The organism is Paraburkholderia nodosa, from assembly GCF_001718195.1.
Classification (GTDB): Bacteria; Pseudomonadota; Gammaproteobacteria; order Burkholderiales; family Burkholderiaceae; genus Paraburkholderia; species Paraburkholderia nodosa_A.
Genome location: NZ_MCNV01000010.1, coordinates 137,838 through 160,167, shown reverse-complemented (window position 1 = coordinate 160,167; position 22,330 = coordinate 137,838). Strand labels below are relative to the sequence as shown.

Annotated in this window: 20 protein-coding genes; 9 read left to right on the top strand and 11 right to left on the bottom strand. The window is 65.3% G+C overall.

The genetic code is table 11. The annotated features are described in order from the left end of the window. Positions 1 to 13: 13 nt before the first annotated feature. The 7 genes from BFD71_RS19145 to BFD71_RS19115 form a co-directional block, all read right to left on the bottom strand. Positions 14 to 817, bottom strand: coding sequence for an FRG domain-containing protein (locus BFD71_RS19145; RefSeq protein ID WP_069265867.1), 804 nt, complete (start codon positions 815 to 817; stop codon positions 14 to 16). A 125-nt stretch (positions 818 to 942) separates the two neighbouring features. After that, a complete protein-coding gene (locus tag BFD71_RS19140; protein ID WP_218108662.1) occupies positions 943 to 1,446 on the bottom strand; it encodes a pyridoxamine 5'-phosphate oxidase family protein in 504 nt (167 codons plus the stop codon). 95 nt (positions 1,447 to 1,541) lie between these two features. Then, complete coding sequence (locus tag BFD71_RS19135) at positions 1,542 to 2,393, bottom strand: carbohydrate ABC transporter permease (RefSeq protein ID WP_069265866.1); 852 nt, start codon at positions 2,391 to 2,393, stop codon at positions 1,542 to 1,544. A 20-nt stretch (positions 2,394 to 2,413) separates the two neighbouring features. Beyond that, positions 2,414 to 3,376, bottom strand: coding sequence for a carbohydrate ABC transporter permease (locus tag BFD71_RS19130; protein ID WP_069265865.1), 963 nt, complete (start codon positions 3,374 to 3,376; stop codon positions 2,414 to 2,416). Positions 3,377 to 3,456: 80 nt separating this feature from the next. Beyond that, on the bottom strand, positions 3,457 to 4,719 hold the full coding sequence (locus BFD71_RS19125; protein ID WP_069265864.1) for an ABC transporter substrate-binding protein: 1,263 nt from the start codon (positions 4,717 to 4,719) through the stop codon (positions 3,457 to 3,459). A gap of 71 nt (positions 4,720 to 4,790) precedes the next feature. Further along, positions 4,791 to 6,791, bottom strand: coding sequence for a beta-galactosidase (locus BFD71_RS19120; RefSeq protein WP_069265863.1), 2,001 nt, complete (start codon positions 6,789 to 6,791; stop codon positions 4,791 to 4,793). Between the two features lie 23 nt (positions 6,792 to 6,814). After that, positions 6,815 to 7,987: an ABC transporter ATP-binding protein gene (locus BFD71_RS19115; RefSeq protein ID WP_069265862.1), complete on the bottom strand. Its 1,173-nt coding sequence runs from the start codon at positions 7,985 to 7,987 to the stop codon at positions 6,815 to 6,817. Positions 7,988 to 8,189: 202 nt separating this feature from the next. Here BFD71_RS19115 and BFD71_RS19110 point away from each other — a divergent pair, with 202 nt between their 5' ends. Both BFD71_RS19110 and BFD71_RS19105 read left to right on the top strand, forming a co-directional pair. Next, entirely contained in the window at positions 8,190 to 9,221 is a 1,032-nt protein-coding gene (locus BFD71_RS19110) for a LacI family DNA-binding transcriptional regulator (RefSeq protein ID WP_069265861.1), read from the top strand. Positions 9,222 to 9,386: 165 nt separating this feature from the next. Beyond that, positions 9,387 to 11,153 carry a methyl-accepting chemotaxis protein gene (locus BFD71_RS19105; RefSeq protein ID WP_256094803.1) on the top strand — a complete coding sequence of 589 codons (1,767 nt, stop codon included), beginning with the start codon at positions 9,387 to 9,389 and terminating at the stop codon, positions 11,151 to 11,153. A gap of 18 nt (positions 11,154 to 11,171) precedes the next feature. Here BFD71_RS19105 and BFD71_RS19100 read toward each other — a convergent pair whose 3' ends face one another. Then, entirely contained in the window at positions 11,172 to 12,155 is a 984-nt protein-coding gene (locus BFD71_RS19100; RefSeq protein ID WP_069265859.1) for a response regulator, read from the bottom strand. A 296-nt stretch (positions 12,156 to 12,451) separates the two neighbouring features. Between BFD71_RS19100 and BFD71_RS19095 the strand changes: the two genes are divergently transcribed. After that, the gene (locus BFD71_RS19095; RefSeq protein WP_069265858.1) at positions 12,452 to 12,949 is read left to right on the top strand and encodes an acyl-CoA thioesterase; all 498 of its coding nucleotides are present in this window, start codon (positions 12,452 to 12,454) and stop codon (positions 12,947 to 12,949) included. Positions 12,950 to 12,973: 24 nt separating this feature from the next. Here the strand turns inward: BFD71_RS19095 and BFD71_RS19090 are convergent, their stop codons facing one another. Further along, positions 12,974 to 14,461 carry a sensor histidine kinase gene (locus BFD71_RS19090; RefSeq protein WP_069265857.1) on the bottom strand — a complete coding sequence of 496 codons (1,488 nt, stop codon included), beginning with the start codon at positions 14,459 to 14,461 and terminating at the stop codon, positions 12,974 to 12,976. 337 nt (positions 14,462 to 14,798) lie between these two features. Between BFD71_RS19090 and BFD71_RS19085 the strand changes: the two genes are divergently transcribed. The 3 genes from BFD71_RS19085 (at position 14,799) to BFD71_RS19075 (ending at position 19,138) form a co-directional block, all read left to right on the top strand. Then, positions 14,799 to 15,440: an HD domain-containing protein gene (locus BFD71_RS19085; protein WP_069265856.1), complete on the top strand. Its 642-nt coding sequence runs from the start codon at positions 14,799 to 14,801 to the stop codon at positions 15,438 to 15,440. A gap of 202 nt (positions 15,441 to 15,642) precedes the next feature. Further along, complete coding sequence (locus BFD71_RS19080; protein ID WP_176732911.1) at positions 15,643 to 17,373, top strand: diguanylate cyclase; 1,731 nt, start codon at positions 15,643 to 15,645, stop codon at positions 17,371 to 17,373. A 193-nt stretch (positions 17,374 to 17,566) separates the two neighbouring features. Beyond that, positions 17,567 to 19,138: an EAL domain-containing protein gene (locus BFD71_RS19075; protein ID WP_083245335.1), complete on the top strand. Its 1,572-nt coding sequence runs from the start codon at positions 17,567 to 17,569 to the stop codon at positions 19,136 to 19,138. A gap of 13 nt (positions 19,139 to 19,151) precedes the next feature. On the opposite strand, the gene BFD71_RS19070 is transcribed toward BFD71_RS19075, so the two are convergent. Together BFD71_RS19070 and BFD71_RS19065 are read right to left on the bottom strand one after the other, a co-directional pair. After that, positions 19,152 to 19,793 (bottom strand): GNAT family N-acetyltransferase, encoded by a 642-nt coding sequence (locus BFD71_RS19070; protein WP_069265853.1) that lies wholly within the window; start codon positions 19,791 to 19,793, stop codon positions 19,152 to 19,154. Between the two features lie 111 nt (positions 19,794 to 19,904). Next, positions 19,905 to 20,558 carry a GntR family transcriptional regulator gene (locus BFD71_RS19065; protein ID WP_176732910.1) on the bottom strand — a complete coding sequence of 218 codons (654 nt, stop codon included), beginning with the start codon at positions 20,556 to 20,558 and terminating at the stop codon, positions 19,905 to 19,907. Between the two features lie 119 nt (positions 20,559 to 20,677). On the opposite strand from BFD71_RS19065, the gene BFD71_RS19060 reads away from it, so the two are divergent. The 3 genes from BFD71_RS19060 (at position 20,678) to BFD71_RS19050 (ending at position 22,205) form a co-directional block, all read left to right on the top strand. Next, a complete protein-coding gene (locus BFD71_RS19060) occupies positions 20,678 to 21,151 on the top strand; it encodes an OsmC family protein (protein WP_069265851.1) in 474 nt (157 codons plus the stop codon). Between the two features lie 269 nt (positions 21,152 to 21,420). Further along, on the top strand, positions 21,421 to 21,867 hold the full coding sequence (locus BFD71_RS19055) for an Ohr family peroxiredoxin (RefSeq protein ID WP_069265850.1): 447 nt from the start codon (positions 21,421 to 21,423) through the stop codon (positions 21,865 to 21,867). Positions 21,868 to 21,935: 68 nt separating this feature from the next. Next, entirely contained in the window at positions 21,936 to 22,205 is a 270-nt protein-coding gene (locus tag BFD71_RS19050) for a hypothetical protein (RefSeq protein ID WP_069265849.1), read from the top strand. Positions 22,206 to 22,330: the final 125 nt, after the last annotated feature.

Sequence of the window (22,330 nt, the reverse complement as noted above, 5' to 3'; positions counted from 1 at the left end):
GGCTGGCGCCGGTTCAGTTCGGCGAGCCCGCAACTGGCACCACCATGCCCGACCATACGATTTCCAGCTCCACCGCAATGGATCGCGCGAGCCCGTCGAGCCCCGGAAACAGCGACGCATTCGTGATGTTCATGCGGTAGAGCCACTTCATTGCGTCCATGCGGATGCGCTCGGGCAGCACGATCTTGTGCAGCAGCTCCTCGTGGCTCTCGTAGCCTTCCAGAATGGCCTGCAACGGCTTGTCGATCACGCCCGGCACGACGAACGTGCCCGACTGCGCGACGAGCCGGTCGTCCATCTCGGTGGGCTCGCCCGACCAGAGAATTTCGTTTGTGTTGCTAAAGAAGTAGCGCTCGAAGTTGTCGTGCGCGCGCGGGTCGATCACGTCGCGCGTGAGCGTGGGATTGACCTTGGGCAGCGCGCGGCTGTTCCAGAGCGCCGGCGTGTTCAGTGCGTAGACGGCGGCGTCGCCGGTGGCGCGTTCGAGCGCGAAAAAGGCCGCGACGAACGGGCTCTTGGTGAAATCGAGCAGCCGCGTGGGTGCGCCGTGGTGCTGCATGAGCGCGAGACAGCGCAGATCGTCCTTGAGCAGGTCCGGATGCGCGAGAAAGTTGTGCGCCTTGCGGCGAAACACGCGAATCGCGCGCTCCTCGCGCTGGCGCCATTGCAGCCGGTCGCCTACGTAGTCGCGCATGTAGCGCGTGAGCGAGCTTTCGAGGTGCCACTGCGCGTTCTGCTGTCCGCGAAACGCCCAGCCGTCGAGCTGCGTCGTCAGCGCCATGAATTGCTGCCAGTCTGTGAGTACCGTGGTCTGCATCGTGGTTCCGGTAGCGTTCGTTTTTGCGTCGCGCCGGGGTCGCGCGAAGCGCGCGCCCCGCTGGACACGCTAGCACATCGACAATGACAACATCACGAAGGTTTCGCCACGCACTGTGTGCACACTCAGGCGAATGTACGCAGCATCGCGATCTGCTCGCGCCAACGCGAGAGCACCCGGGTGGGCTCGTAGAGCCGAAACGTCACGCCGCTCAGCACCTCGGCATACTTCGCGCGATGCCCGGTTATGGATTCGATTTCCACGCGAAATACGCTCAGTTCGAGTGCCGTTTGCCGCTGCGCCACGGCGTGTGCGCGTGCGCGGATCTCCAGCAGCGCGCCGTCATGCACGAGCGAGAGCGTGAGGCGGCCGTCGCGCATAAGGTTCGCGGTGGTGCTGGACTGCGGCCAGAGCGCGATGAGCAGCGTGGTGGCGTTCACGGCCAGGATCTCGCCCGCGCTCAGTTGCGCACCGTGCGGCCAGCCGTCCTCGCTGACGGTCGAAAGGCGAACCGCATCGGCAAGACGCGCTTCGAGGTGCTCGCCGTCGAATTCTCGAACGAGCGCTGCGGGCAGTTGCGTGGGCGATGCGGGCTGCATCGCCTGTGGGGCCGGTTCGTTTTGCTCCATGGGGCGTTCCTTGCGGGTATCGCGTGCGTCGGGTCGTTTGAAATTGGACCGTAGCGCCGCGCCGAAGTCAAATCGCCCCGCCCTTCAGCAGCCGTTCAGCCCTTGGTCGCGCCGAACGTGAGCCCTGCTACGAAGTGCTTCTGCATCGCAAAGAACATCATCACCGAAGGCAGCGCAGCAAGGACCGAGCCTGCGGAAACGAGGTTCCACGCCGTCGTCCATTGCCCCTTGAGGGCCGCGACGCCCACCGTGATCGGCGCGGCGTCGTCGCCCTGGGTCAGGCACAAGGCCCAGAAGTAGTCGTTCCAGACGAACGTGAAGACGAGAATGGCGAGTGCTGCGAGCGCCGGGCGGATGAGCGGCAGCACGATGCGCACGAACACGGTCCATTCGTTCGCGCCCTCGATGCGCGCGGCCTCCACGAGTTCGAATGGCAGCTGCTTAATGAAATTACGCAGGAAGAGCGCGCAAAAACCGGTCTGAAACGACAGATGGAACAGGATCAGGCCGCCGACGGTGTTGTAGAGACCCAGCCTGAGCGTGAGGTCGCGCACCGGAATCATCAGCACCTGGATCGGCACGAAGTTGCCCGCAACGAAGGTCGCGAACAGCGCCGCATTGCCCGGAAAGCGATAGATGGCGAGCGCATAGCCCGCCAGCGCTGCGAGCGCAATCGCCCCGGCCACGGCGGGCAGCGTGATCTGCACGCTGTTCCAGAAGTAATGGAGCATGGGCGAAGTCGTGAGTGCGTCGCGATAGTTCTCGATCATCGCGAAGTGTCTCGGCCAGCCCCAGTAGTTGCCTTCGCTCAGTTCCTCGGTGGAGCGCACCGAGGTGACCAGCACGGCAATCAGCGGCAGCAGCCAGATGACGAGCGCCACGGGCAGCGAGAGCTTGTACAGGCGGCGCGACGTGGGCTTCCACTTGTCGACCGGAATCGGAAACATGGGGGCTCCTCGTAGCGGATTCAGTGCTCGCTGCGCAGCAGGCGGCGCAGGTGATAGACGATGTAGAGCAGCATGATCGCGAACAGCACGACGGCAATCGCGGCCGAATAGCCGAGCCGGTAGTATTTGATCGCCTGGTCGTACATGTAGTACGCGAGCACGGTCGAGCTTTCGAACGGTCCGCCGCCCGTCATCACGGAGATGAGGTCGAAGCTGCGCAGCGCGCCGATGACCGTGACCACCACGGCCATGAACGTGACGGGCCGCAGTTGCGGCAGGATCACGTGCCAGAGCATGGTCCAGCCCTTCGCGCCTTCCATGCGCGCGGCCTCGATCTGCTCGCTGTTGAGCGTGGTGAGGCCCGTGAGATAGAGGATCATGCAGTACGCGGTTTGCGGCCAGAGCGCGGCGAAGATGATGCCCGGCGTGGCGTAGTTCGGGTCGCCGAGCACGGGAATGCCGCGGCCCAGCATGAGCGCGAGCAGGCCGAACGTGGGGTCGTAGAACCACGAGTAGATGAGGCCCACCACCACGCCAGAAAGCACGAACGGCGCGAAGAACAGCGACTTGACGATGCGGATGCCGCCCACGGCCTGGTTGAGGTACAGCGCGATCGCAAGACCCATGGGCGGTGCGAGCAGGAACAGCACCAGCCAGATCACGTTGTTCTTGAGCGCCGTGTAGAACGTGGGCGAGTGGAACAGCTCGATATAGTTCGCGAAACCCACGAAGCTCGCTTCGGTCATGCCGTCCCAGTTGTAGAGCGAGAGACGCAGCGTGGAGAGAATCGGCCAGATCACGTAGACCGCGAACATGATGACCGCGGGCGCGAGAAAGAGGCACGCGGCACGGCGCTGGCGCCGCGCGGTGGGCGACGCGCGGCGGCGCGGCTGAATGCCTCGCCCGCTTGCGTGCTGCATGCCGCCGTTCTCGCCGCCTGCCGGCGCGGCGCCGTCCACGCGATGCGCAACGGTATGACTCACTGCCTGTCTCACGGCAAAAACCTCCGCTTGATTACCCGGCGGGCAGCGCCGACGCACTGCCCGCCTTCGCTTCGAACACCTTACTTCTTGTAGATCCGCTGACGCGTCTGCTCGAGCTGCGCGAGAATCGAGTCGAGCTTCGTCGGATCGGACACGAACTGCTGCATGCCCTTCATGCCTTCGTCAGCCATTTCCTTCGTCATGTCGCGATCATAGAACTGCGCAATGCCGCCCTTCGTGTTCGAGAGGATCTGAAAGCCGATCTTCGAAATCGGGTCCTCGGGCTCCGGCGACTTGCTGTTGGCCGAAAGCGAACCCAGCCCCTTGGCAAGCTGCGCGCCAACATCCGGCGTCTCGGCGAACGCGAGGAACGCATGCGCATCGGCCTTGTTCTTCGCCTTGCCCGGAATGTGCAGCGATTCGACCGGACCGTCTTCGGCGGTCGGCACGTTCGGGTCGATGATCGGGAACTGGAAGTAGCCCATCTGCTGCTTGACCGTCGGGCTGAAACCGCCCGTGATGAAGGTACCCATCAGCATCATCGCGGCCTTACCCTGGAACAGGAACGGCTGCGCCGCATCGAGATCGTACGAGAGCGAATTGGGAATGAAGTCGCCGTCGTCGAGCAACTGTTTCCACGTCACGTAGACCTTCTTCACACGCGGGTCGGTGTACGGCACCTCGCCTGCCATCAGCTTCTGGTGGAACGCGTTGCCGTTCAGGCGCAGATCCAGATAGTCGAACCAGCCCGCCAGTGTCCACGCGTCGCGCCCGGCCACGGCAATCGGCGCGATGCCCGCTGCCTTGAGCTTCTTGCAGGCATCGAGGAATTCATTCCATGTTTTCGGCTCGCTCTTGATGCCTACCTTGTCGAACAGGTCCTTGCGATAGAACATGCCCCACGAGTAATACACCGTGGGCGCGGCGTACTGCTTGCCCTGGTACGACGAAGCTTCCTTCGTCGAGGCGTACATGCTGTCCCAGTTGTTCTTTTTCCAGTCGTCCGAAAGATCCGCGAAAAGGCCGCGCTTCGCGTAGTAGCCCATGCGCTCGCCGTCGTGCCAGTTCACGATGTCGGGCGGCGCGGTCGTGAGCCAGTTCGGCAACTGGACCTTGTAGGCTTCCTCGTCGACGAACGACACCTTTACGTCGGTGCCGGGGTGCGTCTTCTTGAACTGTTCGATCACCTGTTCCCACACGGCGCGCTGGCTTGCGCCCTTGTAGGCAATGTTCATTTCGAGCGTGCCGGCCTGCGCCGCGCTCGCGAACGCGCCTGCAAGCGCGCCCGCCGCCAGCGTCGCAGCAACGAGCAGGGTGCGTGGTCTGAAGGTCTTGCCGATCATGCGTGTCTCCTTGGTTATACGTCGTTGTCGGTGCTGCATCGTCAGGAACTGCGCAATACGTCTATTTGCGTCTATTGCGAACGGTAGGCGCTCACGCCCTGCGGCTCTATCGTACGCGAGCCGATCACGTATGCATCGTCGGGAATATCCGCAGAAAGGGTGTGCGTGCCCGGCCCGTAGTTGAACACCCAGGTGAAGCCGCCGCGCCGGCTCACGCGGATCGCGTCACCAAGCGGCTGCGGCGTGAGGCCCGCTTCGCGCGCCACGCGCGCAAAGAGCGCCTGCGTGCTCGCCTCGTCGAACAGGCTCGCGAGGTAGTGGACCGCGCCGCTCCTCACGTACGCGGGATGGCCGTCGCTGAACGTCGCGCGCACTTCCGGCACGGCCCATTCGTTTTCGCCGGTATCGGCGCCGAGTTCGATCAGATCGCGCCAGTGGCGCGCGTGGCCTTCGTGCGCGCCATCCATGTCGAAGCGCACCGGCTCGCTGATGTTGGGCCGCAGCGACTCCACGCGCCACACCCGCAGCGGCAGCAGCGCCGCGAGCGGCCCCGGCGGCAGGTTGGCGGGAATTTGCAGATCCGCGGTTTTCGAGCCCGTGCGCGGCCCGATCACCACTTGCGCGCCCGAACTGGCGAGGCGCTGCGCGAAGTCGTCGGGCACGACGGGCAGCGGCGGCACGACCACGAGGCGGTAGCCGTCGAGCGGCGCGTGCACCGAAACGATATCCACGTCGAAGCCGAGCGCGCGCAGCGCCGAGTAGTACTCCACAGCGAAGCGCGGATAGTGGAAATCCGCGCCCTGCGGATGAATCTCGAAGAGCCACTTCGCCTCGTAATCGAGCACGAGCGCAACCGGCGTTTTCACGTCGAAGTCGCGGCCGCCCTTGGTCACCGCGAGCACGGCCTCGATTTCCTCGGCCACGCGCGCCGCTTCCGCACTGGCGAGGTCGGGGCGGTTGTCGGGCGTATTCAGGCCCGCGTGCATCTGCTCCTGCGCGAACGGCGCCTGGCGCCAGCGGAAATACGACACGCAGCCCGCGCCGTGCGCGAACGCTTCCCAGCTCCAGAGGCGCACCATGCCGGGCAGCGGCGCGGGGTTCCAGTGGGCCCAGTTCACGGGGCCGGGCTGCTGCTCCATGACCCAGAACGGCAGCTTCGACATGCCGCGATACACGTCGTGATTGAACGAGGCGAAGTCCGGGTGCCCGGTGCGCAGATAGCGCGCCTTCACGTCGGGTGCGTACCACTGCTGGTCGAGCGCGCCGAGCGGATAGCTGTCCCACGTCGCGACGTCGAGATCGGCTGCAACCTTGTAGTGATCGAACTCCATGAAGAGCTGCATGAAGTTGTGTGCAATGGGCCGCCCCGGCGAATGCGCGCGCAGGATATCGACCTGCATGCGGTTGTAGCGCTGCACTTCATCGGAGGCGAAGCGCTGGTAGTCGAGCCGGTGCGACGGATGCGCCTCGGTCACGGTGCCAACGGGCGCCTCGATTTCGTCGAAGCTGCGGTACTCCATGCTCCAGAACACGGTGCCCCAGGCGGTGTTGAGCGCGTCGATGCTGCCGTAACGCGCCTTGAGCCATTCGCGAAAGCGCTGCACCGCCGCCGTCGAGTAGCTGACCACCGTTTGATGGCAGCCGTACTCGTTATCGGTCTGCCAGTACGCGACGGCGGGATGCTGGCCATAACGCGCGGCGACCGCCTCGCAGATGCGCCGCGAAGCCTCGTAATACGCCGGCGACGAAAAATCGTAGTGCCGCCGCGAGCCGAACCCGCGCACGCGGCCATCGGCGCCCACGGGCAGGATGTCGGGATGCTGGTCGATCAGCCACTTGGGCGGCGTGGCGGTGGGCGTGCACATCACCACTTGCAGGCCGGCGGCACCGAGCGTGTCGATCGCGCGATCGAGCCAGCCCCAGTCGAATTCGCCCGGCGAGGGCTCGATGCGGCTCCACGCGAATTCGGCGATACGCACCTGCGCGATGCCCAGCGCCTTCATGCGCGCGGCGTCGTCTTTCCACATGGCCTCCGGCCAGTGCTCAGGGTAATAGCAGACTCCAAGACGCATCCCTGTGTCCTCGGTTGTTGTTTTCATGCGGGTTGATCGGCGGTGGCGAGCGGTGCAACGGCGAAGCCGTCTTCCGCGAACAGATGGCAGGCGCTCGCGCTCGCACGGAACTGGGCGGTGTCGCCGCTACTGAGCCGGGCATCGCCGGGCGCCTTGGCGACGAGCACCGCCTCACCCGGCTGATCGAGGTGCACATAGCTGTGTTCGCCAAGCTCCTCGATCAGCGTGATGGCACGCGCAATCGTCAAGGCATCCTGAGCATCGCGCGAGGTGCGCGATGCCACGCCCTCCACCACCAGTTCGAGATGCTCAGGACGCACGCCGAACGTGACCGGCGCGCCCACGGCGAGCCGCGCACCCTGCACCGGCAGCCGCACCGTTTCGCCGCTTTCGTCGAGCGTGACGCTCACGCCGTTCGTCTCGATGGCCGCCACGCGCGCCGGCAGAAAATTCATGCGCGGCGAGCCGATGAAGCCCGCCACGAAGCGGCTCGCGGGCCGGTGATAAAGCTCGAGCGGCGCGCCAACTTGCGCGATGCTGCCGTATCGTTCGGTATCCTTACCGCTATGCAGCAGGACGATCTTGTCGGCGAGCGTCATCGCCTCGATCTGGTCGTGCGTCACGTACACCACGCTCGCCTGCTCGAACTGGCGATGCAGGCGCGCGATCTCGATACGCGTCTGGCCGCGCAACGTGGCATCGAGATTGGAAAGCGGTTCGTCGAACAGGAACACGCCGGGCTCGCGTACGATCGCCCGGCCAATCGCCACGCGCTGCCGCTGGCCGCCCGAAAGCGCCTTGGGGTGACGCTCGAGCAACGCTTCGAGCTGAAGAATGCGTGCGGCTTCGCGCACCTTGCGATCGATCTCGGCCCTCGGCGTTTTCGCGAGCTTGAGGCCGAACGCCATGTTCTCGTACACGGTCATGTGCGGGAACAGCGCGTAGCTCTGGAACACCATGGCCACGCCGCGCTGCGCGGCGCTCACGTCGTTCACGAGCTTGCCGCCGATCGAAATATCGCCGTCGGTGACGTCTTCCAGGCCCGCGATCATGCGCAGCAGCGTGGACTTGCCGCAGCCCGAAGGGCCGAGGAATACACAGAACTCGTTCCTGCCGATCTCCAGATCGACGTTGCGAATCACCGGCGCATTCTCGCCGTATGCCTTCTGAACGCCGCGCAACGAAATGCTCGCCATCGTCCCGTCTCCATGTTCTAATCAGCGCGACACGGAGATTAAGCGCTTAATCAGCAGCCCATAAAAAAGCGATCGCTTCTGCGATCTGGCTGCCTTGTCTCCGATATTCGCTTTGATTGTCGGGCCAATGTTGCAGTGCCCGTCACAATCATGCAAATGTTGAATCGCCTTCCCATATTTTGAGATGGACATGTGAGATCCCATGCCGACCCTGAACGAAGTCGCGCGGCGCGCCGGCGTCACGCCGGCCACCGTCTCGAACGTCTTGCGCGAGCGCGGGCGCGTGGGCGAAGCCACGCGCCAACGCGTGCTCGAAGCGGTCGAGGCGCTCGGCTATCGCCCGCATTTGTCGGCCCGCGCGCTCGCCGAAGGGCGGCCGCCCACCATTGCGCTGATGGTGTCGAGCATCGCGAATCCGTTCTATCCGGAGTTCGCGCTCGCCGTGGAGAATGCGCTGCGGCGCAGCGGGCGCTTTCTCATCATCTGCAATACGGATGGCGACCCGCAAACGGGCCGCGCCTACCTCGAACAGATTGCGGGCACGCTCTCGGCGGGCGTGCTCGTGATGAACGCCAATCTCGACTTCGCCGACCTGCGCGCCACCGTGCGGCGCGGCGCGCCGGTCGTGCTGTGCATGTGGGAGCGGCCGCTCGACCCGCCGGGCCTGCCGTGCGTGGCCGTGGACTTCCGGCGCGCGGGGGAGCTTGCCGCGCAGCATTTGCTGACGCTCGGGCATCGGCGCATTGGGGCGATCGTCGGCAGCAAGGTTTCCGGCATTCACGCGGCACGCTATGACGGCTTCGTCGCGGCCATGCAGGCCGCCGGCCTCGACGGTGCGGGCGCGCCCGTACGCTATGCGCCGGACACCACGCAAGGCGGTTATGCGGCCACGAGCGAGTTGCTCGCGCGGCATCCCGACCTCACCGCGATCTTCGCGACCAACGACCTGCCCGCGCTCGGCGCCATGCAGGCCGCCGCCGATCTCGGGCTCGACGTGCCGCGCGAGCTTTCCGTGGTCGGCATTACCGATATTCAGCTGGCGCGCGAGTCGCGGCCGCCGCTCACGACCGTTGCGGTCGCAACGACCGAGGCGGCGGAACTGGCCGTCGAGTTGCTGACGGAACTGGTCGAAGCGCCCGATTCGGCCGCCGGCGCGGTGGCGCGCGTGTGCGTGGTCCCGGCGCCGCGGCTGGTCGTGCGAGCTTCGACGGCGGCGCCGGGAACGAAAGCCTAACGAAAGAATTAGCATGACAAGTCCCACCCAGCGCAAAGATCCCATACGCAAACGTTAAGGTTCCCTCCAAACCATCCGTTAAACACGTTGGCGCTGCACGTGTGCACTGCCGCGAGAATACAAATCGAAGACGGCTGGAGAAAAACGAACGTGAAGCGAACAACGTTGAATCAGAAAGCCTGGGGCATCGTCGGGCTGCTATGGATCTCGCTCGTCGTGCTGGTGGTGGCCAACGCCTTCATGACGCGCTCGGGCATGGTGACGGACCGCAAGGCCCTCGTCGAGCAGGAGACGCAAACCGCACTGGGTGTGGTCTCGTACTATCAGAAAGAAGCGGCCGCGGGCCACATGAGCGCCGACGACGCGAAGCGCCTCGCCATCGCCACGCTGCGCGGCACGCGCTACGGCGACGACCAGAGCGGCTACTTCGGCATTTACGACAGCAACGCCGTGGCGCTGCTCGTGCCGCCCAAGCCGGAGATGGAAGGCAAGAGCCAGGCGAACATGACGGACCCGCGCGGCACGCATGTGGCGCTCGAGATCGTCAAAAGCTCGTCCACGGGCGGCGACGGCTACAGCAGCTACTGGTGGCCGAAGCCCGGCAAGAGCGCGCCGGTCGAAAAGATCACGTACTCCGCCCTCGTACCGGGCTGGGACTGGCACATCTTCACCGGCATCTATACCGACGACATCGACGACGCCTTCCGCAGCGCGCTGATCAGCAACCTTTTGCTCGTGACGGTGATCGGCGCGGCCGTGACGCTCGGCCTCATGTGGCTCATCCGCACGATTCGCCGCAGCCTTGGCGGTGAGCCGGACTACGCCTCGCAGATCTGCCAGCGCATCGCCGAAGGCGATCTCACGGCCCACGTGAATCTCGCGCCCGGCGACCAGCACAGCCTGCTTCATTCGATGCAGCAGATGCAGCGCCAACTGGTCGACACCGTGCAGCGCATCCAGACCTCGGCCGAATCGATCACGACGGGCGCCAAGGAAATCGCGGCGGGCAACCTGGATCTTTCCTCGCGTACCGAAGAGCAAGCCGCGTCGCTCGAGGAAACGGCCGCCAGCATCGAAGAGCTCACGACCACGGTCAAGCACAACACCGACAACGCGCGCCAGGGCAACACGCTCGCGGTCAATGCCTCGGAAGTCGCCGCGCGCGGCGGCGAAGTCGTGCGCCGCGTGGTCGAAACGATGAACGAGATTTCGAGCAGCTCGCAGCGCGTGGAGCAGATCATCGGCGTGATCGACGGCATCGCCTTCCAGACCAACATCCTCGCGCTCAACGCGGCGGTGGAAGCGGCGCGCGCCGGCGACCAGGGCCGTGGCTTCGCCGTCGTGGCGGGCGAAGTGCGCAGCCTCGCCCAGCGCAGCGCGACGGCGGCCAAGGAGATCAAGGACCTGATCGGACAGTCGGTGGCGCAGGTGTCGGAAGGCACGAAGCTCGTCGACGAAGCCGGTAAGACCATCGACGAGGTGGTGATTTCGGCGCGCCGCGTGGCCGACCTGATGGGCGAAATCGCGGCGGCGTCCGAAGAGCAGCACACCGGCATCGAGCAGGTGAACCGCGCCGTCGCGCAGATGGACGAAGTGACGCAGCAGAACGCGGCGCTCGTGGAAGAGGCATCGGCGGCGGCGCAGTCGATGGCAGCGCAGTCGAACGGGTTGCGCGACGTCGTGACGGTATTCCGCGTTGGGGCGCAGGCCGAGTCTGCGCTTGCGTCGACGGTTGCAGCTCCGGCTCAACGCGCGCGTGCCGTGCGCCCCGCCGCACCGCTCAAGCGCCCTGCCCCCGCGCCCGCGAAGGCCACGGCAACCACGCCGGCCCGCAAGGCCGCCAACGCAGCGCCCGCGGTCACAGCAAAGGCGGCATCGGCCAGCCCCGTGGCCACCGCCGCTCACGAAGCGGCAGACTGGGAAACGTTCTAATCGTCGGTCGCGAGGTGATCACGCAAGGCGCCCGCCCTCACCGGGCGCGCCTTGCGCCGCCCGCCATGCGGCAAACGTGATCAACCCGGGCGCAAGTCCAGGATCGCCGATACGGGTCCAGCTCGTATGCGTGTCGTCGAGTCCCGCCACCGGCTGCGGCGTGGCGAACTCCACGCGCGACATGCCGGGCCGATACGCCTCGTTCGGCCAGTACACCGGCATGACGCGGCGCGCCGCCATTTCCTCGCGCAACGCTTCGGGACCGCCTTCGTCGGTCACGACATCGCATTGTGCCGCCCAGTCGTGACTGTCCCACGCGAGAAACACGCCGGCGTTGCCTTCGGCGTCGAACGTGAGCACGGCGTTCTGCTCGGGGCGCCAGTAGTACTCGACGATGCGCTCGCGCTGCGCGACTTCGTGCAGCACGTCGGCGACGCGCCGGTTCGCGTAGATCGCGCCCACGCCGTGCACGCCGATATGGCCGCGCCGTGCGCAGAACTTGCGCTTGGCGTCTTCTATCGCGCCGCGCAGCTTGCGGGTCATCGCCGGATCGGACTTCTTCACGTAAAAGTCGATCAGCCCCGCGTTGAACGCCTCCACCGCGTGTGATTCGTCGGCCGTGGCCGTGAGCAGGATGCGCGTGCACGCCACGTCCTTCGCGGCGGCCAGGAAGTCGACGCCGGTCATCTCCGGCATTTCGTAGTCCACGACGAGCGCCGCGATATCGCCGAAGCGCGCCGCGTCGGTCATTACGTCCTCACCGAGCGCGTTGCCGCCGCGCTTCTCGAACTCCGACCATGCCGCGCCCGCAGCGGGGTTGCGCGCACTCTGCCGCGCCTCGTGCGAAGCGACGAAGGCCAGCGCTTCTCTTGCGCTCGTGAAGTAGCGATCCGTGCCCGCGCCCGGAAAGAGCCCGCGCAGCGCGTAGAGGAAGTCGGGGCTGTCGTCGAGGAAAACGACGGAGACGGGATGGTAAACCGGCTGTCTGACGATGGAACTCATGCTGGATCTCGGTAAGCGCGCTGCGCCTCATGCGGCGCGCCCGACACCTGGAGCGGCACCGCGCGGAAAACATGTCGATTATGCGGCGTCTCGCCTGGACACAGCAACCCGAAGCCGCAGGTGCGCGCTCAATCGAACGCGCGCAAACGTTATCGCACCCAGCGAGCATGAAGCGGTTTGCGTATGTGGGGAGCACGGTATTGGATGAAGAGGAACGCGAAGAGAATGGTGCATGCCTCCGTTTCTCCGGAGGCACGCGCGGCTGCCGCCTGCAGTCCCTATCTGGAGTCACTCTGATGTACGCACGCGAATCCATTCCCGCCGTCCTGTCCCGTGGCACCGCCGGATTCTCCGACGAAATCATGGAAGCTACGCCGACCAAAACGTTTCATCACGTCATCGACATCTACCTGAAGGACTCGAACGCATTCATGAACACCTATTTCGCCCGTTATTTCGAATGGCAGGGCATTTGCCGCGAACGCTGGTTTCACGAGTGCATTCACAACAATCTGCTCGCCTCGGGGGGCGTGTTCGTCACCAAGCGCGCACACCAGGAATACGTGCAGGAAACCTTTCCGTTCCAGCGCGTGGATTGCTACCTCAACACCTTCCAGGTGCGTCAGTGCTCCGCGTATCTCGTGTTCCGCTTTTGCGTGGACGGGCGGCCCGTTTCGCTCGGCTATCAGCAGATCCTCTTTGCCGGCACCGATAAGCGCATTCGCCGCTTTCCGCCCGGCATCATCGAGCGCGTGAAGGAATACGAGCTGGTCCTGCCTTCGGGTTCGAACTGAGCGGATTGAACCCGGCTACCTGAACTAGCCCGCGAAATCCTGCCCCGCCGGAAAGCGGCGGGGTTTCGCCGGCGCATCGTGCAGCGCGCGGTCGGCGCTCGTGCCGGGCTCGGGCAGGCGGATCGTGAAGGTGGTGTACACGTGCGGCTCGGACTCGCAGGCGATCGTGCCGCCCAGCGCCTCCGCCACGCGGCGGCAGAATGTGAGGCCCATGCCGGCCCCGCGCCCGTGCGCCTTGGTCGAATAAAACGGATCGAACACGCGCGGCAGGATATCGGCGGGAATGCCGCAACCGTTGTCGGTAAAGCGCAGCACGCAAAAGCCCGCTTCGCTCGTTGCACTGATCTCCACGCGGCCCACGTAATCGCTCACCCTGTCGCTTCGTTCGGCCATTTCCGCGTGAATCGCGAAGAGCGCGTTCTTGAGCAGATTGAACAGCACGAACACGACGAGCGAATCCGAGCCCGAGAAACTCAGTTGTGCGTCGATGGGTGCCACCTCGACCATGTCGCGCTCGCCAGTGCGGAATGGAAAGCGCTCGAGCGCGGCATTCACGCAGGAGCGCACCGGGTAGGTCTCGAAGCTGCGGCGGTCGAGCCGGTCGAGCGTGAACGAAGCCAGCGACATTTCGACCACGGTGCTCGTGCTGTCCACCTGGCGGCGTATCGAGGTGGCGAGCGAGGAAAGGCGCTCCGACTGACCGGGATAGAGTCCGTCCACGCACAACTGGTGCTGCACGGCCAGCTGATAACCGCGCATGAGTTCGGGCAACACGTTGCCGATTTCCTCCGCATGCATGCCGATGGCCGCGAGCGGCGTGGCGACTTCGTGCGCCACCGTAGCCGCGATGAGGTACGGGCGCATGAGGCCGAAACGCACAATCGTGACCGCGAGAATGCCAAGGCTGATCGCGATGAACACCGCGCCCACGGGATAGAACGCGAGCCCGTAATTGACGGCGTAATCGGTGGCGGCGAGTGTGTACAGGCCGAGACTCACGAAGCACAGGTCGAGCAGCTTGCGGCGATCGTGCGCGTGCGTCTGACCGCGCGCGGCGTACAGCAGCCAAGCGCTGCGGCACGCGAGCAGCACGGTCTGCGCCACGTGCACGGGATGCAGCATGCCCGCCTTCGGATACTTGCCGAAGAAGAACGTGCCGTAGCCGTCCACGACGGAATCGCTCAACAGCAGCAGCGCCGCGAGCAGCACGCTGAGCAGATACGAGGCGATGAGGAGCGGGCGTTCGCCGCGCCGGGCGCTCACTTCCGTCACGAAGTGATAGAACGTGGTAGGCAGAAAGAGGATGAAAAAGTATCCGACCTTCACGAGCACGCCGGACAGTTCGGGGGCGGACGTCTGGAACAGAAAGGCCCAGGTGCCCTGCCAGAAGAACGTGGTCGCGCACATCAGGGCGAACGGCACCGAGAGGCGCGTGAAGCCCTCGGTCAGGAGCACGTAGACGCCGAATCCGAGAAATAACGCGGACACGAACGCTGGCAGGATCGAGTACATAGTCTGTCGCGTGGGTTCTTGTTCTTACCGACCTGGTTGGCGCGGCGCGTTCCCTGCAGCGTTCCCCGTGCGCCCAATGTGCGATTCGCGGGCCGGATCTCGCCGCCCGATGCAAGGCGCATGAAATGCGCGCCGATCGAATCGATTTTGCCGATTATCGCCGCTAATCCCGGATTGCGGCGAAATTTTGCCGCTATCGGCACCGCCGCTATGCGCCGCGAATCCGCGATGGCCCAATTTCGGTCGAATTGGCAGAAAACCACGGCATCCGTCGATTGAGGACAACCCTGGCGCCGCCCAGAATAGAGCTCATCACCCACCCCGACGGAGCATCCAGATGACCCCGACCCTCGCCGATGTCGCCATCCCCGACAGCAAGCTCGCCCGCGAAATCACCGAACTCGTGCGCGACACCGAATCGCCGCTGCTGTTCCATCATTCGAGCCGCGTCTATTACTTCGGCGCGCTGGCCGGCCGCCGGCTCGGCCTGAAGTTCGATCGCGAACTGCTGTACGCCGGCGCAATGTTTCATGACATGGGCCTCACGCACGCGCACAGCAGCGAGCACGAGCGCTTCGAAGTAGACGGCGCGAATGCCGCGCGCGACTTCCTGCGCGGCCATGGCATCTCGCAGCAGGACATCGACCTCGTGTGGACCGCCATCGCGCTGCATACGACGCCGGGCATCCCGCAGCACATGCATCCGGTGATCGCGCTCGTGACGGCCGGCGTCGAGATGGACGTGCTCGGCATTGCCTACGACCGCTTCAGCGACACCGAACGCGAGGCCGTGGTGCACGCGCACCCGCGCAGCGAGCACTTCAAGGAGGACATCATCCAGACCTTCTATGACGGCATCAAGCACAAGCCCGCCACGACGTTCGGCAACGTCAAGGCCGACGTGCTCGCCGACAAGGACCCGCACTTCCATGCCGGCAACTTCTGCAGCGTGATCCGCCATTCGGCCTGGCGCGGTTGAGTGACACCCGGAGCGATCCGGGACGTCTGAGGCGGCATGCGGCGCGGTTCTGACAGGCGATGCTATGCTCATCGCGATGTCCGCAAACGCGCTGCCGGGCCACGCTGCAATGCGATGCGCGCGCGTCCAGTCACAGTCCCCCGAGGGCTTCATGCAGCACACGCCAGGCCGCACGCGGCCGCACGGCTTCTCCAGCATAGTCATGAAACGCCCGCATCTCGTGGTGACGGTGTGCTTTCTTGCGGCCATGGCGCTGGTGAGCGGCGTCGGCCTGCGCCAGCTCTACCAGATGACGCGCTACGACCTCCATAGCCGCCAGCGCGACCTGGAGGTGCGCGCCGTAGGCGTGGACGCGCTGATTTCCGCAGAGCGCCGGCGCCTGCTGTTCCTGCGCGACTATGCGGAACATCTGCTCGCTTCGCCGGGCCAGCAGCGCGCCGGCTTGCAGAATCCGAAGGTGCAGGCCGCGCTGCGCGACAGCGGCCGGCCGCAATGGGAGGCTCCCGGCGCGATGGATGGACCGCGCGTTTTCGGCACCAATGCGCAAGGGCTCGCGGGAATCGAGGGGTTTGACCGCGACGCCGCCGCACTGCCCGCCGACATCGTGCTCGCGCGCTCGATCAGCCCGCTCCTCGCGATCAGCCAGCACGCCGACGCGGTGCAAAGCACGGTCGCGTATATCTCGGCCAACGGCCTGTACGTGCTCTCGCCCGAGCGCCCGGACGCGCACGCGCCCGACCTGTTGCGGCGCTTCAGCACCATGCCCTACTACCGCCTGCATGCCACCGGCCAGAATCGGGGACGCGATATCGTCTGGACTCCGATCTATACGGAATCGAAAAAGAGCGAGGCGATCGCCACGCTCAGCGCGCCCGTCTACACGAACGGACAGTTTCGCGGCGCCGTGGTGATGGACGTCGCACCCTCGCGCCTGCTCGCGCTTCAGCTCGCCACCTCGAACCTGACCGACGACGAGGCGCCTGCCGAGTTCGGCCTGCTGAACAGTAACGGCGACCTTGTCTACTTCGTCAATGGCGAGATCACGGCGCAGCGTCCCGCGCGCTTCGATCCGTATCTGCTCGACGTCGCGCGAGCGTCGGCGGCGGCCTGGTTAAAGCGCGGCAAGGGCTACGCCGTGCACTCGGGCCGGTATCTGCTGTTCCAGCACGTGGGCGATACGCACTGGATCCTGCTCACGGACACGGACGACTCAGAACTCACGCTCGCAGCAGCGCGCCGCGTGTTCAACAGCCCGCTGATCGTCGCCTGGCTGGCGATCGCGGTGCTGCTCGTCGGCACGCTGCGCATCGTCAAGCACATATTCGGCCAGTACGTCGAAGCGAGTACGCGGCTTGAAACGCTCGCGCGCAGCGATCCGCTCACCGGCCTCGCGAACCGCCGGCGCTTCCAGGAAGTATTCGACGAAACACTGGAACGCGCCGCCCGCGAGGGCGCTGAAACGGCGGCGCCCGCCGTGGCGATGCTGATGCTCGATATCGACTACTTCAAGCGCGTGAACGACCGCTTCGGCCACGCGGCCGGCGACCGCGTGCTGGTGATCTTCGCGGACATCCTGCGCAACAACCTGCGCAGCGCGGAAATGCCTGCGCGCGTGGGCGGCGAGGAATTCGCGGCGCTGCTTCCCGGCGCCGATCTCACGACGGCCGCGAGCGTTGCCGAGCGCATCCGCCGGGCGGTCGAAGCGCACGCGGCAGACTCGGCGCATGGCGCCAGTGTGCCGGGCGAAGCCGTGAACCCGGATGCGATTGCATTCACCGTCTCGATTGGGGTGGCGGCCAGTCCCGCCGACTGCCCCGCCCACTATGAAGCGCTCATGCAGGTCGCCGACCGGCGGCTCTATACCGCGAAGACAGGCGGCCGCAATCGCGTCGTTGCAGAGGATTCCCGATCGATCGATCCAGCGCGTGCCTGACGTGGGTTTGCCGATCCCGGTGGCCGCATTCATGCGCCACGCATGAGCCGGAACCCCGTCGGCCACTGCGATTGCGCTTGCGCGCCGGACAGCAGCGCGTCGCCGCCAGCGGAAAGACGCTACCATCGGCAGCGGCGATCGACGAAGGCCGCGCGTCGCCTTCGTCCGCGACGCCGGAGCCCGACCGTACGCCATGAGCAGCCGACTCACCGCCCTGACGACCTATTGTGTCGTGGCGTTCGCCGTCCTGGCAACGCTCACGGCGGCAGTGTATGCGTCGGACGCCGTCAACGAACGCCAGCAGCGCCAACAGGTGGACGTCTTTTCGAATCGCGCGCTGCTGCGCGCCGAACTGGTCACCTCCGAAGCCGACTCCGCGCTGCGCCAGCTCATGTCGTACCCCGACACGCCGTGCACGAACGACCACATGCAGCGCCTGCGGCAGGTCGAGGAGCAGTTTCGATACATTCGCGAAGTCGCCTCGACCCATGACATGCGGCTGCGCTGCAGTTCGCTGCACGGCGCTGTCGACATCGCGTTGCCGCCGCCCGAATGGACCTATGCAGGCGGCTTCACCGCCTGGCATACCGAAGTCGGCAAGCGCGGCAACGAGCGGCAGATGCTCAACGTGCGCCTGGGCAACCACGTCGTGGTGATCGATCCGCGCTTCTACCTCGACATCGTGCCGCTCGACGACACCATCAAGCTCACCGTGCTCGAAACGCAGCACGGCGCCGTGATTTCAAGCTGGCCGCACACGGACGACGCCCTCGTACGCGCCGCGCTCCAGCGCACCGGCAGCCCGTATTTCGAAGGCCGCTATTACGTCGTCGAGCGCTCGAGCCGTTATCCCATTGCGGTGGTCGCATACGAGCCCGAGGACCGCATGCGCCGCGACGTGCCGGCGCAGCTCAGAACGCTGCTACCGCCCGCGCTCGTCCTGAGCGCCATCGGCACGTGGCTCGTCCTGCGCTGGCGCCGCACGCTGCGCACGCCGCGCAACGCGATGCTGCAGGGCATCCGTCGGCGCCAGTTCGTGGCGTGGCTGCAGCCGCTCGTCTCGCTGGAGAGCGGGCGCTGCGTCGGCGCCGAAGCGCTCGTGCGCTGGAAGCTCGAAGACGGCACCCTTGTCGCGCCCGACACGTTCATTCCGATGGCGGAGTCGCTCGATCTCATCGAGCCCATCACCGATCAGGTCATACGGTCCGTGTTCGAGGGCGTAGGCGCGATGCTCGCGCGTCGCCGCGATCTGCACGTCTCGCTCAATCTTGCCGGCAAGGATCTCGCCGACACACGCGTGCTCCAAACCCTCAAGGCGAGCCTCGCGAAATATGGCGTGCGCCCCGAACAAATCTGGTTCGAAGCGATTGAGCGCACGCTCATGGATACGGCCAGCTCCGCACCCGTTCTCGAAGCGTTTCGCGCAGCCGGCCACCGCATCTTCATCGACGATTTCGGCACGGGATATTCGAGTCTCTCGTATCTGCAGGCATTGCCCGTGGATGGCATCAAGATCGACCGCTCGTTCCTCCTCTCGCTGGCGAGCGGCGAGGAAATGAACAAGATCGTGCCGCACATCATCGAAATGGCGCGCAGCCTCGACCTGCTGATGGTCGCCGAGGGGGTGGAAACCGAGGCGCAAGCGCAATATCTGCGCGAGCGCGGCGTGCAGTTCGCTCAGGGCTGGCTCTATGCGAAGGCCATGCCCGCTGACGAATTCCTGCGCTACCTGGAGCGTGAAGCGGCGCGCACGCGCGAGACGTGAGCGTGGCGCACGCTCAGGCGAACGGACCCGGCGACGCGGCGTGCGGCAACCCGCCAGGCGAGTGCGGGACTGCCACGCCGCCGCACCGTGCCGCAGCCGCCTTGCTGAGCACGGCGCTGTCGTAGCCACGGCCGGCAAAACGCACGACATCGACGAGACTGAAGCCTTGTGCGCGATAGAACGCGATGAGGTGGTCGGCGGGAAACGGCGTGTCGAGCGCGAGCTGCGTGTAGCCGCGCGCAGCCGCCCAACGCCCCGCGAAAGCAAGCAGCGCGCGGCCGATACCGCGGCTTTGCCATTTTGGCTCGATGCCGAACTGATGGACCGAAGCCACACTGCGCTGGCGATAATGTTCGCACTGCGAATGGCTATCGTGACCTTCCACCGTGAGCGTGCCGATGATCCTGCCATTGCAGACAGCGACGAAACAATCTCCAGCCAGCGCGCGTTCACGCGTGAGGCTCGCCGCCTGATCGGCACATGAGCAGTGCAATCCAAGCGACGCGAGCCGCGAAAACGCGCGATGCAGCAGACCCGTCAGCGCTTCCCATGAGTCGTGGCGTGGATCGAAGCGCCTCAGCACGAGCCGGCCGAGGCCGGGCTGCACGGAGCTGATCTGCTCTTGCGGGCGCTGGGTTGCACGCGAGATCGACATGGCGTCTCCAGTCGTTTCGATGCCTCCAGTCTAGGGTTGCCCGGTAAGGGCCACAAGAAAAAATCTCGTAAAAACCGGCGCGATGGTTGTGAATGCAGTGGTGTATGCGCGCTAGCCTTGCTCGGCCATACGCTCCACCACGGCGAGCACGATGCGTCGTGCCGAGTCGATATGCGCCACGGTCAAGGCGCGCGCGCCGCGTGCGTTGCGCGCGAGGCACGCTTCCAGGATGGCCTCGTGTTCGTGCTGAAACGAGGGTGTATCGGCAAGGAGCGTATTTTGCAGCCGCTCATAGCGCTCCACCTGAGCGCGCAGTTCGCGTATCGCCGCCAGTTGCCTGGCGTTGCCGCAGGCGCCGTAAATCAGTTCGTGAAATTCACGGTTGAGTTCGCCCTGCTTCTGCGTGGTGACTGCTTCGCCCAGCAGCCGGTGAACGAGTTCCGCGCGTGCAAGCGTTTCGTCGTCGATGCGCTTGACCCCGCGAAAGACCGCGTCGCCTTCGAGCAGCGCGCGCAGGCCGTAGATCTCCTCCACGTCCTGCACCGTGAGCATGCGCACGACCGCGCCGCGATTGCGGAAAATCTCGACGAGCCCCTCGCGCGCGAGCCGCTGGATCGCTTCGCGCAACGGAATGCGGCTCACCTCGAAACGCTCCGCGAGATCGCGCTCGACAAGGCGCTCGCCGCTGCCCAGTTCACCGCTGACGATCAGGTCGCGCAACCCGGACGCAACCGCGTCCGCCGTGGAGTCGAATTTTGTTTCCATGCGTGTCATGCCCGGTTAGTGCCCGGTTCGCTTTCAGGCCAGTTCGGCATAATGGTATACCAAAATGCCGAATGCGGTCATAATGGCGTATCCCCTTTTCGATCGAACGGAGAGTCAGCATGACGCATGGCGAACACACCTACCGAGTTTCGGTGCAATGGACGGGCAATCGCGGCAGCGGCACCTCGGGTTATCGCGACTACGACCGCGATCACGTGATCCGCGCGAACGGCAAGCCGGACATTCCGGGCTCGTCGGATCCGGCCTTTCGCGGCGACGCTTCGCGCTGGAATCCGGAAGATCTGCTGGTGGCCTCGGCTTGCGCGTGCCACAAGCTCTGGTATCTGCACCTGTGTGCCGAGGCGGGCATCGCCGTGCTCGCCTATGAAGACGAGGCCGAAGGCATGATGGCCGATACGCCGCAGCGCGGCGCCTTCACGAAGATCGTGCTGCGCCCGCGCGTCACGATCCGCGCGAGCGACAACCGCAGCCTCGCCGAGCGGCTGCATCACGCAGCGCACGAGCAGTGCTATATCGCCAATTCTGTGAACTTCCCCATCGTGTGCGAGCCGGCCATCGAATTGGCTGCGTAACGCTCGCGAACGCCCCAGGCGGCTCGGGCCGACGTCCCGGCACTCCCGCGAGTGCCGGAAACAAAAGGGCTCGATCCCAAATTCCCGCTGCAACGTTCGTGAACGTCGTCACGACTGACTGCTCCCTCCGAAACAGCCCCATATAAATCGTATGCGATTTAATCTTATGCGCTTGACACGGGGAAATTTCTTGTCCATTATGCATCGCATGCGATTCGATCTTACGCGACGCATATGACCAACCCCTGAATTCCATCAAGGAGCGCAACATGGCAACGATCGACAAAGTGCTGTTCTCGGGCAACACCCACACCACCTTCAATCACGACCCCGCGGCCCAACGCGGCGAATTCGGCGTGGTCGACCTCCACCTGTCGTCTTCGAGCGGCGAAACCCTCGACATCGTCGCGAGCGAACCGCACCCGCGCGCCGAGCAGCTGTTCGCCGGCGCATGGTCCGCCTGCTACATCTCCGCGCTCGCCATCGCGGCCTCGCTGAAGAAAGTCGCCCTGCCGGCGGACGCCTCGGTGGACATTCGGGTCGATATCGGCCAGACCGGCGCCGCCTGGTTCCTGGGCGCGCACTTCACGGTCACGCTGCCGGGCGTCGAGCAAAACGTGGCCGAGGCCATCGCGCGCAGCGCCCATCAGATCTGCCCGTACTCGAAGGCCGTGCACGGCAACATCGACGTGAGCCTCACTGTCGTCACCGCATAACCGGCAACCGCAATTCACGCTTTCACCCAAATTCACTGCAATTCACATTTACCTAGCGAGATCCCATCATGAAGACCCAATTCATCGCCAAGCTCCTCATCGCCCTTTCTGTCGGCGCAGCCGCCCCCGCATTCGCCAGCGGCTACGGCCCGGCCCCGTCCTATCGGCCCGAAGTCGGCGCACCGGCATCGCAACGCGGCCAGAGCGTGCAAACGCTCGCGGCCGAGCGCGCCGAAAGCGGCACCGCAGCGACGGCTTACGGCGGCATGGCCGACGCCACCTCGGGTGCGGGCAGCCGCGTCTCGATGGAGCGAAACAGCCTCTTCGCCCACCATTGATTGCGCCACGGCGTCGTGGCTGTTTCGCCGGGCATCGCAATGGCGATGTGCGGCGGAACCGGTTTCGGCCTACGATATAATCGCAAGCGATTTATTCAAGTTTGCGAGCCATTGAGGCCCTTTGC

Bases quoted from the DNA above. Each gene is read 5' to 3' on its own strand.
- BFD71_RS19065 (WP_176732910.1), bottom strand. From the start codon at position 20,558: ATGGAAACAAAATTCGACTCCACGGCGGACGCGGTTGCGTCCGGGTTG.
- BFD71_RS19070 (WP_069265853.1), bottom strand. From the start codon at position 19,793: ATGTCGATCTCGCGTGCAACCCAGCGCCCGCAAGAGCAGATCAGCTCC.
- BFD71_RS19110 (WP_069265861.1), top strand. From the start codon at position 8,190: ATGCCGACCCTGAACGAAGTCGCGCGGCGCGCCGGCGTCACGCCGGCC.
- BFD71_RS19125 (WP_069265864.1), bottom strand. From the start codon at position 4,719: ATGATCGGCAAGACCTTCAGACCACGCACCCTGCTCGTTGCTGCGACG.
- BFD71_RS19050 (WP_069265849.1), top strand. From the start codon at position 21,936: ATGAAGACCCAATTCATCGCCAAGCTCCTCATCGCCCTTTCTGTCGGC.
- BFD71_RS19115 (WP_069265862.1), bottom strand. From the start codon at position 7,987: ATGGCGAGCATTTCGTTGCGCGGCGTTCAGAAGGCATACGGCGAGAAT.
- BFD71_RS19075 (WP_083245335.1), top strand. From the start codon at position 17,567: ATGAGCAGCCGACTCACCGCCCTGACGACCTATTGTGTCGTGGCGTTC.
- BFD71_RS19140 (WP_218108662.1), bottom strand. From the start codon at position 1,446: ATGGAGCAAAACGAACCGGCCCCACAGGCGATGCAGCCCGCATCGCCC.
- BFD71_RS19060 (WP_069265851.1), top strand. From the start codon at position 20,678: ATGACGCATGGCGAACACACCTACCGAGTTTCGGTGCAATGGACGGGC.
- BFD71_RS19095 (WP_069265858.1), top strand. From the start codon at position 12,452: ATGTACGCACGCGAATCCATTCCCGCCGTCCTGTCCCGTGGCACCGCC.
- BFD71_RS19085 (WP_069265856.1), top strand. From the start codon at position 14,799: ATGACCCCGACCCTCGCCGATGTCGCCATCCCCGACAGCAAGCTCGCC.
- BFD71_RS19100 (WP_069265859.1), bottom strand. From the start codon at position 12,155: ATGAGTTCCATCGTCAGACAGCCGGTTTACCATCCCGTCTCCGTCGTT.
- BFD71_RS19135 (WP_069265866.1), bottom strand. From the start codon at position 2,393: ATGTTTCCGATTCCGGTCGACAAGTGGAAGCCCACGTCGCGCCGCCTG.
- BFD71_RS19145 (WP_069265867.1), bottom strand. From the start codon at position 817: ATGCAGACCACGGTACTCACAGACTGGCAGCAATTCATGGCGCTGACG.
- BFD71_RS19120 (WP_069265863.1), bottom strand. From the start codon at position 6,791: ATGCGTCTTGGAGTCTGCTATTACCCTGAGCACTGGCCGGAGGCCATG.
- BFD71_RS19090 (WP_069265857.1), bottom strand. From the start codon at position 14,461: ATGTACTCGATCCTGCCAGCGTTCGTGTCCGCGTTATTTCTCGGATTC.
- BFD71_RS19080 (WP_176732911.1), top strand. From the start codon at position 15,643: ATGAAACGCCCGCATCTCGTGGTGACGGTGTGCTTTCTTGCGGCCATG.
- BFD71_RS19055 (WP_069265850.1), top strand. From the start codon at position 21,421: ATGGCAACGATCGACAAAGTGCTGTTCTCGGGCAACACCCACACCACC.